This window comes from Solwaraspora sp. WMMD937 (genome assembly GCF_029581175.1).
Lineage (GTDB): Bacteria > Actinomycetota > Actinomycetes > Mycobacteriales > Micromonosporaceae > Micromonospora_E.
Window position 1 is genome coordinate 858,926 of record NZ_CP120738.1, and the last position, 13,186, is coordinate 872,111.

The window sequence follows — 13,186 nt, forward strand, 5'->3', positions numbered from 1 at the left end:
AGGGGTCGCGTAATGGGGTGGGACGGGCGGATGGGCGAGGCGGACTGGGAGTCGCACGCGCTGGAGCAGCTCGGGGAGCTCGGCTGGGAAGCCGGTGCGGGCAAGGACTTCGCGCCAGGGTCGGGGCAGCGGCAGTCCTGGGCCGATCTGGTGCTGGTCGAGGACCTGCGGGCAGCGATCGAGCTGCTCAACCCCGCGCTGCCGCAGGGGGCGGTCGCCGACGCGGTGCGGGCCGCCACCGACGTGGCCTCCCGGGAGGCGTTCGCCGAGAATCGGTCGGCGCACGAGCGGCTGGTCAACGGCATCCGGTCGATCGTCTACACCGACTCGTTCGGTGCCGAGCACAATCCGACCGTACGGCTGGTTGATCTGCATGACCCCGGCCGCAACATCTTCCGGGCGATCAACCAGGTCCTGGTCATCGACGGCGATCACCGGCGGCGCTTCGACATCGTGCTCTACGTCAACGGCCTGCCGGTCGCCATGGTGGAGTTGAAGAACGCCGTCGACGAGGACGCTACCCTGCCCGGCGCGTACGCCCAGCTTCAGACGTACCTCGCGGAGTTCCCGCTGGCGTTCCGGCACGCCGTGCTCTGCCTGATCTCTGACGGGATCACCGCGAAGTACGGCACACCGTTCACGGCCTACGAGCACTTCGCGCCATGGAACATCGACGACGAGGGCCAGCGGGTCGACACCAGCTCTCCGGAGTACGACGGCCCGGAGGCGTTGTCTGTCGCCCTGCACGGCCTGTTCAACCAGCGGCGCTTCCTGGAGCTGGCTGCCGGGTTCGTCAACTTCACCTCCGACACGAAGCGGATCGCCAAGGCGCATCAGCACTTCGCGGTGATCCGCGCCGTCGAGTGCATCGTGCATGCGGCGCAGAGCGATGGGAAGGCGGGCGTCGTCTGGCACACCCAGGGCTCCGGCAAGTCGGAGGAGATGGTCTGCACGGCGGCGATGACCGCCCGGCACCCGGCCCTGAAGAACCCGACGATCGTGGTGCTCACCGACCGTACCGACCTCGACGATCAGCTCTTCGGCACGTTCCAGGAGAGCCAGATGCTGCTCGGCCAGGAGCCGATCCAGGCCGGCACCCGCGCCGCGCTGCGGGACGAACTGTCCAACCGCAACGCCGGCGGCATCATCTTCACGACGTTGCAGAAGTTCGGGCGTACGAAGGAAGAACGGGAGGCCGGGAGGTCACATCCGCTCCTGTCCGACCGCCGCAACATCCTGGTGATCGTCGACGAGGCGCACCGCAGCCACTACGACACCCTCGACGGCTACGCCCGGCACCTGCGCGACGCGCTGCCGCACGCGACGTTCATCGCCTTCACCGGCACCCCGATCTCCACCGCCGAGGTCAACACCCGCGCCATCTTCGGCGACTACATCGACGTGTACGACCTGAAGCGTGCCGTCGACGACGAGGCGACCGTGCGGGTCTACCACGAGCCGCGGATCATCCCGGTGTCGCTGCCACCGGGCATCGACCCCGACAGCATCGACGAAGAGGTGGAGAAACTCACCGCCAGCCTCGACGACGCCGAGCGGCGCAAAGCCGAAGCCAAGGTGGCGACGCTCAACACCGTCTACGGCGCCCCGGACCGGGTCGAAACCCTCGCGAAGGACCTGGTCGACCACTGGGAGGAGCGCCGCGAGCTGATGCGGCCGCAGCTCGGCGGGCCGGGCAAGGCGATGCTGGTCTGCGCGACCCGGGAAATCTGCGTCCGGGTCTTCGACGCCATCAAGGAGCTACGGCCCGACTGGGTCGACCCGGCCGTCGACAAAGGCAAGATGAAGATCGTCTTTCATGGGGTGCCGAGTGACAAGGAGCTGCTGCGCCCCCATCACCTGCGCCCGTCGCAGCTCAAGACCGTACAGGCTCGGGCGAAGGACCCGGACGATGAGCTGGAGCTGCTCATCGTGCATTCGATGCTGCTCACCGGCTACGACGCGCCGCCGATCCACACCATCTACATGGACCGGCCGATGCGGGGCGCCAACCTGATGCAGGCCCTGGCCCGGGTCAACCGCCGCTTCCGGGGCAAGCAGGACGGCCTGCTGGTCGGCTACGCCCCGCTGACCGAGAACCTGCGGAAGGCACTCACCGAGTACAGCCGGCGCGACCAGGAAGACCAGACCCTCGGCCGGGAAATCGACCGGGCCATCGGCGAGGTGCACAACGAGCTTGCCGTCATCGAAGCGATGCTGGCCCCGGCCCCGGTGAAGTGGCGGGAGATCCGCGATAACGACAAGGACCGGACCCGCTGGGTGCGGGCGGTGCGCAAGGTCGCCAACTTCCTGCGTGACCCGAGCACCCCCGGCAACGCAGTCGAGCCCGGCACCAAGCCGCTGCACCAGCGGTTCCGCGACTCGGCGGGCCGGCTGGAGCGCTTCTACACGCTCTGTGCCACCAGCCGTGACTTTGTCGAGCGGGCCGGCGACATCCACCGGCTGCGCGATGACATCAAGTTCTTCCGGGACGTCCGGGTCTGGATCGTCAAGGAGGAGGCTGCCGACCGGGAAGCGAAAGGGCTGCCCAACACGGCCGAGGTGGAACGCTACCTCGCGCAGCTCGCGGCCCAGGTGGTCGACGCCGCCAACATCACCGACATCTACGAGGAAGCCGGGCTCGGCAAGCTCGACATCACCGACCTCAACGGGGTCGCGCTGCAACGCCTGCAAGACTCCGAAACCCCACACCTGGCGGTCTCCGCGCTGCGCCGGCTGATCGAGCAGAAGATGCGCGAGGTCACCAAACACAACGTGGTACGCCAGGAGCGCTTCTCCGCCATGCTCGAAGACCTGATGAACCGCTACATGCGCCAGCAGCTGACCAGCGCACAGTTGATCGTCGAGCTGGTCGAGCTGGCAAAGGAAGTCTCTGCGGACGCCCGGCGCGGCCAGCGGTTCGACCCGCCGCTCAACCACGCCGAGCTGGCCTTCTACGACGCCGTCGCGCAAAACGAAGCAGCTACCGAGCTGATGGGGATCGGCACCCTCGCCGAAATCGCCCGTGAGCTGGTCAAGTCGATCCAGTCGTCGATCACCGTCGACTGGTTCTCCCGCGAGCCGGTGCGCGCCAAGCTGCGCAGCCACATCCGCCGTCTACTGGCCCGCTACGACTACCCGCCGGACCACGAGCGCGCCGCCGTCGACCTGGTGATCCGCCAGATGGAGACCTTCGCCGACGAGTGGGCTCCCAACGTCCAATCCGCCAACCGCTGACAGGAACCTCATGCCGCGCGGTGCAACGGCAGCTCCCGCTCCCGGACAGCCTCGGCCGCGAAGCGCAGCGCCTCCCAGACGTCATCAACGGCCAGGTCCGGCAGCTCCGAAACGATCTCGTCCGGGCTCATGCCGTCCGCGACCATAGCCACCACCGTCGAGGCCGGGATGCGCAGCCCACGGATACAGGGTGCCCCACCCATCTGAGCGGGATTGACGGTGATCCGCTCGAAGTTCATGACGGCATCGTAATTCGTGGTGACCCAACCGCCTCCCCGCAGTCCCACCCACCGAGCCAGCGCCGCAGGATGTTCTCGACCACCTGCCAGGCCAAGGCTCTCAAGGTAGGACAGCCCCGAGAAGCTGCTGCGTCAACCGCGATTTCAAAATTGAAACTGTCGCCCGGAAGCCTCGCTGCGCCCGGCGAGCGATGCGGGAGCGCCGACCCTACCGAGGCAGGGCCGGCGCTCTCCGGCTGTCGCGCCGGGGTAGGCGTCAGGCCGTCAGCGCTGCTTGGCGAGCTCGACGAAGGAACGCCAGGCGGACGGGCCGAAGGTCAGCATCGGGCCGCTGCGGTCCTTGGTGTCCCGGACCAGGACCTGACCGGGCAGGTTGTCGGCCACCTCAACGCAGGAGCCGGATTCGGAGTAGGTGCTGGTGCGCCAACAAGGGGCGGTGCTCAGGTCCATTTCTCAGCCGTCCTCGTGATCAGGTCAAGGCTCTGGTGGTGCGGCAGAGCGTACCCCCGGATTGTCTCCCAGGTCCCCTCCAAGGCCGCCGTGTGGTCCGGGGCCTCCACCACCCGGCCGTCCAGATGGTCGTCCAGGAAGCCAACCGTGCGGCCATCGACGTTGGCCAGCACGAGCGGACCTTCCATCCCCGGGTAGACGCCCACTTCCGACGGCACGACCTGCACCTGAATGTTCGGCCGCTGGCAGGCTTCGATCAGGGCGGTCAGCTGCTCGCGCATGATCTCGACGCTGCCCGCCCGCCGGGTCAACACGCTCTCGTCGATGACGGCGGCGAGCTGGCAGGGCTTCTCCCGCCGCAGGATGGCCTGCCGGCCCATCCGGGTGGTCAACGCGATCGCCGCCGCGTCGTCGGGCACCCGGTACGCCGAGAGCACCGCCTCCGCGTACGCCTCGGTCTGCAGCAGGCCGGGGATCAGCAGCGGCTGGAACGCCCGAATCAGCGTGGCGTTGCCTTCGTGGTCGCTGAACGGCCGGAACCAGACCGGCGTGTGCTCGCCGACGACGAACTCCCGGTAGAACTTCATCAACGCGGTGCCGAACGCCTTGTCGACCGAGGCCAGATAGTCCGGCAGCGCCGGCCGCTCACCGCGCTCGATGGAGCCCACGTGCTTCGCCGAGAAGTGGACGCGCTCCGCCCACGACTCCTGAGTGAGCCCCAGCGACTCCCGGACCCGGCGTAGCTCTAATACCAGATACTCGCTCGCAGACATAGGTCTTCACATCCCCCAGTTCGCTCGACTTTGTCCACTGGCTACCGGGCCGCTGCCGCCTGCTTTCCGTGGCCCTCACGGCATCTTGCTCCGATAGCGCCCGGAAGTCCAGGGTGGAGAACGAATTCGTACGACGGACTTTTCATGATCAAAATTGCGGCGACGGCCCAGTCTGAGGGGGATGTCGATGATGGAAGTGGGAGCGTTGTTCAGCGCGGCACTGCTCGGCTTCTGCGCCGGGCTGTGGTCATTCAAGATCAAATCCAGGTGGTGCCCAGACTGCGGGCGTACGACCTACCCGATAGCGGATCGGCCTGGTGAATAGCCGGCTACTCGCCACGCCGGAGCCGAAGCCCGGCGACGTGCTGATCATCGGCCGGGAAGCCAGTGTCCAGTTCGCCGACGACCGCGCCATCCGACTCCGGGTCATCGCCGTCGACCGCAAATGGACCTACGACGGCTGGATCTGGCTCACCGGATACGTCATCGACCGCCACGGCAACGCCGCCGAACGGCGGGAGATATTCGTCCAGCGCCACGGACTCTACCGACTGCCCCGGCGCGCAGAAACCCGACCATCGACCAATTGATCAAGGGAGAGAAATGATCACCGAAATGCTACGTGACTGGTGGCTACGCTGGCTCGACTGGCGCTCCGGCCGGTCCACAGCCTCCCACCGGCTGCACCACCTGCGACGCGAGCTGCACCAACAACGGCAGACGACATCGGCCCGTCACCGCCGACTCGACGGCAACCGGGGACACCACTGGTCTACCGAGGCGACCGAACTGGTCCCGACCCTGCGCCCGTTGATGACCTACGGTCAGCAACTCGGCTACCGGGTCGTCCTGCACGGCTCACCCTGACCGGCCCTCGCCCCCGACACCCACCAAGCCGGGGTCACACGCCCGCCCGGCCGGGATCACCATGATCAGTTGAAGGTGAGGTACCTTTCAGCCGGCGGGAAAGGTACCTCACCTTCAACTCGTCGCCCCAGTGCCGGTCGACCCTGGCGGTGGCGGTGGCGTCGGTGATCCACAATGCCGGGGAGGAGGAAAAGGTCTGTGCCGTCGGCCACGTACACCTCCTTGGCGGACATTCCCGACGTCGTCTGCGACGAACTGTCCCGGGCGCGCCGTGGGGTGATCATGCTTGCCGTTGACGGGTTGTCATATGACGCGGCGCTGGCGGCAGGCTGGCAACCCGCCGAGTTGACCAAGTTGGCCAGCACGTTTCCGAGCACGTCGACGACTGCGTGGCTGACCGCCATGACCGGAGTCGGGCCGGCGCAGCACGGCGTACCGGGGATGGTCTATCGCGTGCCCGGCCGTGGCACTCTGGTGTACGCCGTCACCGGCCAGGTGTTGGCGCAAGGGCCGGCCGACCCGGGCCGCGACCCCAGACTCGTGATCGAGCACCCGACCATCTTCGACCGGGCTGCAGGCGACGGCGTGCAGTGCCGCGCGGTGGCCCGGGAGATCGCCCACCTGCCCGGCCCATGGGCGCAGGCGCTGCTCCGGGGCGCGACCGTCGTCCCGGCTGCACCGTCGGAGACGCTCGCCCGGCATGCCCGCGACCCTGCGTTGCTGGTCGACGCCGCGATGAAAGAAGTCGACGAGCAGATCGGCGGGCAGGCCGGCGACGTACGGCGGCGGCAACCGATGCTCCTGTGGACCTACGTCAACCTGGACGACTACCTGCACCGCCACGGCTACGACGAACGAGCCGTGGCGGCCATGGCCGAGCTGGGCAGCCGGGCAGCCCGGTGGGCGCAGGCCGGCTGGACGGTCATCGGCCACTCGGACCACGGCCAGGTCCGGTGCACCCCGGACGAGGACCTGGTGCGGGCCTGGGCCGCTCTGGACGATCCGGCACGGCGGCTGCTCCCGGCCGGCGGGGCGGGCCGGGTCCGGTGGCTGTACCCGGCCCCCGGCGACGAAGGCGAGTTTGGCGGCCGACTCGCTGCGGCGCTCGGCTCCTCGGCCCGGATCGTGGCCACGGACGAAGCACTGCGGGACCGGGTAGGCCCGGTGATCGCAGTCGCCACGGACGGGCGCTTCCCCGTGCCGGACCCCAGTCTGAGCTGGGAGCACGGCGCCGACTCGGCCGACGAGACGGTGGTGCCGCTGGCGATCTGGCGGGGCCGCTAAGACTGCCGTGCCGCTAGGAGGCGGTGCCGACGGGCGAGACGTCAGCCGGCCGCTCCGGCCGTGTCTGGGCCCGGAACGGCAGCAGCGCGGCCCCCACCAGGATGAAGACTGCGGCGACCGCGAAGTAGATCGGCCGGTAGCCGATCGTGCCGACGACCAGGGTGCCGACGCCGATGCATACGGCGTACGGCGTATTGATGATCGCCTCAGACGCGACGATCGCGCGGCCCTGCAGCTCGGCGGAGGTGCGCCGCTGCACCAGGGTCACCTCGGCGACGAGGATCAGCGGCAACCCCAACCCGACCAGGACCGCCCCGGCTGCGACTCCGGTCAGGGTGGCGGTGCTGGCCGCCGCCAGGCCGACCCCGTTGAGCAGGAAGCCGGCGCAGGCGACGGTGTACTCGCCGTAGCGGCGCATCGCGGGACCGACCAGGAGACCGGCGACGACGCTGCCGGCTCCCTGGACGCCGCCGAGGAACCCGATGATGGCGGTCGGACGCTGCAGCCCGTCGCTGACGAGCGAGAACAGAGCCACGTTGATCATGCCGGCACCGCCGAACGCGACCGCGCTGGCGATGACGATCCGCCGGATGATCTGATGACGGGCCACGTGCCGGGCCCCGGCGACGACCTCGGTCGCCAGCGAGCCGCGCTCCGTGGCGTCGGCCGGCCGGACCAGATCCCGGGGCCGGCGCAGCAGCACCAGCGACGCGACGGACAGAGCGAACGTCGCGGCGTCCGCCAGGATGACCGCCTCGATGCCGCTGGTGGTGTAGAGCGCGGCGCCGACGACCGGCCCGATCACCCGCATCCCCTGACTGAGGCTGCTGAGTACGCCGTTGGCGTTGCCGAGGCTGTCGTCGGGCAGCATCGAGTGCAGCAGTCCGCCACGGGAGGCCCGGTAGATCTGCCCGGAGCAGCCGTACAGGAAAGTGACGACGTACACCAGCCACAGGTCGGCCGTGCCATCCACTGTCAGCAGTGCCAGGATCAGGACCGCCATCGTCCCGTCGTTGACCGTCATCAGCCACCGGCGCGGCAGCCGGTCCACCAGCAGACCGGTCAACGGCGACAGCAGCACGGCGATCGCCATGAGCAGGAATACCAGGCCGGCGGCGCTGGTGGATCCGGTGAGGTCCTTCATCCAGATCGCCAACACGATGACCATCATCGTGCTGCCGAACATGTTGAACGCCTGACCGGCAAGGAGCAGCCGCATGTTGCGGTCACGCAGGATGACGGGTCGCATCGATCTCCTCAGCCGCGTCGAGATCCTCAGGATCGGGCACCGGGACGACCCAGCCGGCCCGGTGCAGCATGTCGAAGACCCGGTCGGCGAACGCCACCGAGATGGGGAGTTCGCCGGCCAGCGCCGCCCACCAGGCCGCGCTGCGGCGGCCACGCCGACCGTCGACGGCTCGCAACAGCGTGAGTACGCGGGCGTGGCTGCCGCCCCGATCCTCAGCCAGGCGTTCGGCGAGCCAGGCGCGGTCAGCGTCGGTGGCGGCGAGCGCCCGGGGATTGACCGGGCCGAGCGCGGCGCGGGCCAGCACCGTACCCGCTGCCTCGTCGTCGGCCGACGGCTCGGCGCACAGCGCGCGGTCGGCAGCGGTGGCGGACACGTCGGCCAGCCAGCGCGCCGTACGGACGATCTCCCCGGCCGGCACCCCGGCGTACGTCAGCGTGCTGACACATCTGCCGACGATCTCGCTGCGGTGGGCCACCCGCCGGACCGACGCGGCGTCGCCGGCCGGGTCCAGCACCGGGCTGCCGTCGTCACGGTACGGGTACGGTGCCGGTGGACGCTGCCGGCCGGGCAGCGCCGCCAGGATGTGCCCAGCGGCCCAGCCGGCACACGCGTCGGCGACGTCGGCGGCCAACGCCGGGTCCGCCCGTCCGCGTACCGCCGCCACGGTCGACGCCGCCACCGTGACGGTGCGACGCAGCTCAGCCGGGTCGACCATGTCGAGTGTGTCGGCGGAGGTGTGGTTGGTCCGGTCCGGCCAGTGCCCGAAGGACACCGTCGGGCACCCGGTCGGCGCGTCCGAGACGAGCGCGTGGTCGGAACCCCCGGAGAACGGCGCGGTGACCGCCTGCCCCGGATCGCACGGCACCGCGCCGCTGTAGGACCGGGCCCGTGCCGGCACCAGTTCGGCGCAGCGTCCGGCCAGAGCCGGCAGAAACGACGGTACGTCGTCCGGCCCCCGCTCGATCACCAGCGAGCTGCCGCAGCGGTACGGGTCCTGCCCGGCCATGTCCACGTTGACCGCCAGGCTGGGCCGCGCCACGGCACCGCCGCCCACGAGATCGTGCAGGTACGCGGCGACACCGACGAACTCCGGTGCCCACAGGAAACGCAGATCCGGTCCGCCGACTGGCCGGGCACCGAGCAGCCGGGCGGTCGCGAGCAGCGCGGCGACGCCGGAGGCGTTGTCGTTGGCGCTGGGCCGGGGGTGGCACAGGTGCGCCGAGAGCAGGAACTCGTCGCCGCTGCCGTCGCCCGGCAGCACGCCGGTCACCACCGGCATGGTGGCCGTCGACCCGGCCACCGCCACCTCGACGGTGACCGCCTCGCCCCGGTCGGCGGCCGCGCTGAGCCTGGCGAGCTGCGCGGCGGTGAGGCTGAAGCCGGCCAACGCCGTGCCGGGCAGCAGTTCCAGCCGGCCGACCTGGTCGGCGAGCCGGTCGGTCCGGGCGCTGAGCGGGTCTGCGGCGACCGCGACGGCGCCGCCGGCCGCCGCCCGCCGGGCGCATTCCGGAAACGGTACGCGGACGTCGTCCAGCAGCACGAGCGCGCCGGTCGGGTCGGTGCCGGCGCACATCGCCGACCAGCGCAGCAGTGGTGCGGCGACGCCGCCGGCGGGGATCGGTGCCGAGTACGCCGCGAGGGTGTACGGCTGTGCCGGGTAGTCGATCAGCGTCTCGCCGCCGTGCCGGAGGCTGGCCCGCACCGGGGTCCACGACATCGGGGCCTGGTAGGTCCACCACCGCCGGGCCCCGTCTGCCGGGAAGGTGTGCACGGTGACGTCGCGCAGGCCGGCGTCCGCCGCCCGCTGTGCGACGTACCCGGCCGCGGCGTGGATCCCGGCCGAGGCCTGGTAGCGGTCGTGCCGGGCGACCTCGGCGACGTCGACCATGGCAGCGTCGACGTCGATGCCGTCGTGCACCGCCGCGACCAGCTGGGGCAGTCTCATCGGCGGTCCGTCGGGGCGGCGGTGGAAGTGGCTGCGAACGCGGTGGTGAAGGCTGCCAGGCGGGCCTCGGACAGCGGGACCGACAGCCGCAGCAGCGCGCCCGGTGGGCCACCGGGTGCCAGCGACGGCACCTGCTTGGCGAGCACTCCTCGGGCGGCCAGGATCCGGCGTACCTCATCGTCGCCGGGCAGGACCAGCCACGGCAGCCGGGGGTCGGTCGGCAGCGGGGTGAGACCGGCGGCGATCAACTGCTCCTCGACGTACGGCTTCACCTGTGCGATCCGGTCCCGCAGTGCGGCCAGCGGATCTTGCTGGGTGAGCAGCGCGGCCGCCAGGTCCAGAGCGAGTGCGCTGACCGCCAGCGGTGGCGCCACCTGCCGGACCACATCGGCCAGGTCCGAGGCGGCGACGGCGTACCCGACCCGCAGCCCGCCGGCACAGAACCCCTTGGACATGCTGCGGATGACGACGGTGCCGGGCAGTTCGTCGGTGAGCGGGGCGGCGCTCCGGTCGGGCGGCAGGTAGGCACCGAGCGTCTCGTCGACGACCAGCACGCTGCCGACCGTTGCGCAGGCCTGCGCGACCCGGCGCAGCTGGTCCCCGGTCCACATCGGGCCGAGCAGGCCGGGCCGGTCGACGACGGTCAGCACCGGCCGGTGGTGGGTCACGGCGGCCACCGCGTCCGCCGGGTCGCGCAGCGAAGTGGCCCGGACCTGACCACCGGTGGCGCCGGGCAGTTCCGGATGGCCGGCCAGGTCGACCAGGACGGTGCCGCCGTCGCCCAGCCGGGCCAGCGCGTGCAGCAGGCCGGTGGCACCGGCGCCAGCGGTGACCCGGTCCGGCGGCAGCTGCCGGCCCGGCGGCCAGCGCAGGTACGCGGCGACGATCGGCGCGAGCCGCTGCCCGGCGTACGGGTCGGCGAGGTCGTAGCGGCGTGCCCGCTGGATCGCGGCCGGCCCGGCGGGCAGCGACGCCCACGCGGCGGCCAGCGCGGGTTCGACCGGCCCGGCCTCGTCGGGGGCGGCGCGCAGGTCGAGCGGCACCGGAGCGGGGCCGTCGGCAGATCGGGTAGAGCCATCGGCAGGTGACGGGGTCGGCGGCGGGTCCGATGACGGGCCTGGTGGCGTCGGCGCGCGGTGGCCGTCGAGCGCCGAGGTCACCACCGGTGCCGGTCTGGCGATGAACTGGACGTAGCGGGTGTCCATGGTCAGCGTGGCACCTGCGGTGAAGTCCGCGTCGGTCCGGGCCACGGCGAACCCGGCACGGGTCAGCATGGTGGCCACCTCGGTCGGGTGGTAGAGGCGGACGTCGTCAGGCAGGACGGCGGTGGTGCCGTCCGGCCGGCGGACGTCGACCCGGCCGCTGCTGCGTCCGGTGACCGGGTCGTAGCGGCGCTGAAAGTGGAACCTGGTGCCGCCGATGTCCGCGCGGGCCTCGTCCCGGTAGTGCCGGGCGATGGCGAGCACATTGGAATGGTCGAGGACGAGCAGGCCGTCGGCGGGCAGCAGGCGGCGAACCGCGCGCAGCAGTCGGAGCTGGTCGGCATCGGTTCCCCAGCCGAACGCCTGCACGCAGATGACCGCGTCGACGTCGGGCAGCCCCCATCCGGGTGGCTGCGCACCGAGCAGGTCCACCCGGCGCAGGTCGAGGGTGACACCGGCGGCGTCGGCGGCGCTCGCGGCCCGCCGCAGCGCGTACCCGGACACGTCCACCCCGATGACGTCGAAGCCCTTGCGGGCCAGACCGACGGCGTGCCGGCCGACCCCGCAGCCCAGGTCGACCACCCGCCGGCCGGGGGCGTGGGTGGCCAGGACGTCCGCCAGGTAGGCGACCTCGGCGGCGGTGCGTTCGGCCGTGTACTCGTCGTCGGCGAACGTCCAGTAGTCGGCCGTGAAGTAGCGCTCGTACCACGGGGTCGGCGGCATGCCGGTCAGGACACGGTGGTGAGCTCGCGACGGGCGAAGAAGTCGCAGACGTCGCAGAGGTCCGGTGCGTTGGCGACACCTTCCTGCTGCAGGTAGACCCCGCCGCAGACGCGGCAGGCCGCCTCCATGAAGGGGAACATGTAGCGCTGCATGTTCTCGAACGCGGAGAACATGTAGTAGTCGATGCCCGGCCACAAATCGAGCAGATGGTCGGTCATTCCGTACGCCAGGGACCGCTCGTCGGGCCCGGTGGTGAACCGCCCCGGGGTGCCCTGCCGGTTCAGTTCCGGCGCGACCAGCTCCAGGTAGAGCGTCAGTTCCTTCTTGGTGATCCGGTACAGCGGAAAGATGTACCGCAGGCCGCCGATCTGCCGGGTCGGGATGCCACCCATCCGGAATCCGCTGGTCATCCAGGTCACCATGCTGGCCAGCAGGTCGTCGGCGTTGAAGCCGAACGCCACCACCCCGGCGCCGCGCGCGTGTGCCTCCTCCTCCAGCATCCGCCGCAGCACCTGGTGGCCGATGACCATCGTCAGGTGGCTGCCCTCGTCGCTGACGATCTCGTTCATCGAGTCGACGAACGTGCCGCGTAGCCGGAACACCCGCTCCACGTCCGCCGCGGTCACGATGACCTGCTCGATCCCGAGCCGTTCGCCGGAGGCACGGGCGGCGGCGAACGTCGCCGGCTCCTCCCAGTCGGGCAGGCCGGTGATGGTCACGGCCGTCATGTTCAGTGGCGGCAGCCGGTCCCTGGTCCGCTCCAGCAGGGTCAGATAGGCGACGCTGTCCCGCCCGCCGGACAGCCCGACGATCACGTGGTCGCCGTCGCGCATCACCTCCCGTGACAGGACACTGTCGACGAAGGCTTCCTCGACGTACTGGATGAAGGCGGGAGCGTCGAACTGCTCCCCCCGGACCTCGATGGCGCCCTTGTCGTCGAAAACGATGCTCTTGGTGTAGACCGGGTTGGGTACACCGTAGACCTGCCGTTTCGGGCGGCGCATCACATTCAGATCGTAATGCCGGACCTGCCGGACTTCGATGATGTCGTCGGCGCCGACAACCGTGGTGTCCTCCGACACCACCTGCCCATCGCGCCAGCTCAACACAGAGTTGACCGGGATGCCGTTGCGGCGTAGCACGTCGACCAGAGGCTGCCCCGCCGTCGCAGCCAATTCCTCGGTCGTGCCGACCTTCGTGTGGTAATAGACTGACGCCAT

At 70.5% G+C, this 13,186-nt stretch carries 11 protein-coding genes; 4 read left to right on the forward strand and 7 right to left on the reverse strand.

What is annotated here, in order from left to right; genetic code table 11:
* The first annotated feature begins 30 nt into the window (after positions 1-30).
* On the forward strand, positions 31-3,234 hold the full coding sequence (locus O7621_RS03830) for a type I restriction endonuclease subunit R (protein ID WP_282232750.1): 3,204 nt from the start codon (positions 31-33) through the stop codon (positions 3,232-3,234).
* Between the two features lie 8 nt (positions 3,235-3,242).
* Here the strand turns inward: O7621_RS03830 and O7621_RS03835 are convergent, their stop codons facing one another.
* The 3 genes from O7621_RS03835 to O7621_RS03845 all read right to left on the reverse strand — a co-directional run bounded on the left by O7621_RS03835 (position 3,243) and on the right by O7621_RS03845 (position 4,696).
* Positions 3,243-3,473, reverse strand: coding sequence for a DUF433 domain-containing protein (locus O7621_RS03835; RefSeq protein WP_282232751.1), 231 nt, complete (start codon positions 3,471-3,473; stop codon positions 3,243-3,245).
* 264 nt (positions 3,474-3,737) lie between these two features.
* Entirely contained in the window at positions 3,738-3,923 is a 186-nt protein-coding gene (locus O7621_RS03840; protein ID WP_282232752.1) for a DUF397 domain-containing protein, read from the reverse strand.
* On the reverse strand, positions 3,914-4,696 hold the full coding sequence (locus O7621_RS03845; RefSeq protein ID WP_282232753.1) for a helix-turn-helix transcriptional regulator: 783 nt from the start codon (positions 4,694-4,696) through the stop codon (positions 3,914-3,916). The genes O7621_RS03840 and O7621_RS03845 overlap by 10 nt, the downstream gene beginning before the upstream one ends.
* Positions 4,697-5,013: 317 nt before the next feature.
* Between O7621_RS03845 and O7621_RS03850 the strand changes: the two genes are divergently transcribed.
* From O7621_RS03850 to O7621_RS03860, 3 genes are all read left to right on the forward strand, one after another.
* Positions 5,014-5,286, forward strand: a complete 273-nt coding sequence (locus O7621_RS03850; RefSeq protein ID WP_282232754.1) for a hypothetical protein — start codon at positions 5,014-5,016, stop codon at positions 5,284-5,286.
* A 13-nt stretch (positions 5,287-5,299) separates the two neighbouring features.
* Positions 5,300-5,563 (forward strand): hypothetical protein, encoded by a 264-nt coding sequence (locus O7621_RS03855; protein WP_282232755.1) that lies wholly within the window; start codon positions 5,300-5,302, stop codon positions 5,561-5,563.
* Between the two features lie 198 nt (positions 5,564-5,761).
* On the forward strand, positions 5,762-6,847 hold the full coding sequence (locus tag O7621_RS03860; RefSeq protein WP_282232756.1) for an alkaline phosphatase family protein: 1,086 nt from the start codon (positions 5,762-5,764) through the stop codon (positions 6,845-6,847).
* 13 nt (positions 6,848-6,860) lie between these two features.
* On the opposite strand, the gene O7621_RS03865 is transcribed toward O7621_RS03860, so the two are convergent.
* Genes O7621_RS03865 through O7621_RS03880 form a run of 4 tightly spaced genes read right to left on the reverse strand, consistent with a single transcriptional unit; the run spans position 6,861 to position 13,186 of the window.
* Positions 6,861-8,096, reverse strand: coding sequence for an MFS transporter (locus O7621_RS03865; RefSeq protein WP_282232757.1), 1,236 nt, complete (start codon positions 8,094-8,096; stop codon positions 6,861-6,863).
* A complete protein-coding gene (locus tag O7621_RS03870) occupies positions 8,074-10,041 on the reverse strand; it encodes a DUF4910 domain-containing protein (RefSeq protein WP_282232758.1) in 1,968 nt (655 codons plus the stop codon). The genes O7621_RS03865 and O7621_RS03870 overlap by 23 nt, the downstream gene beginning before the upstream one ends.
* Positions 10,038-11,966: an aminotransferase class I/II-fold pyridoxal phosphate-dependent enzyme gene (locus O7621_RS03875; RefSeq protein ID WP_282232759.1), complete on the reverse strand. Its 1,929-nt coding sequence runs from the start codon at positions 11,964-11,966 to the stop codon at positions 10,038-10,040. Before O7621_RS03875 ends, O7621_RS03870 begins: the two co-directional genes overlap by 4 nt.
* A gap of 5 nt (positions 11,967-11,971) precedes the next feature.
* Positions 11,972-13,186 (reverse strand): hypothetical protein, encoded by a 1,215-nt coding sequence (locus O7621_RS03880; RefSeq protein WP_281552628.1) that lies wholly within the window; start codon positions 13,184-13,186, stop codon positions 11,972-11,974.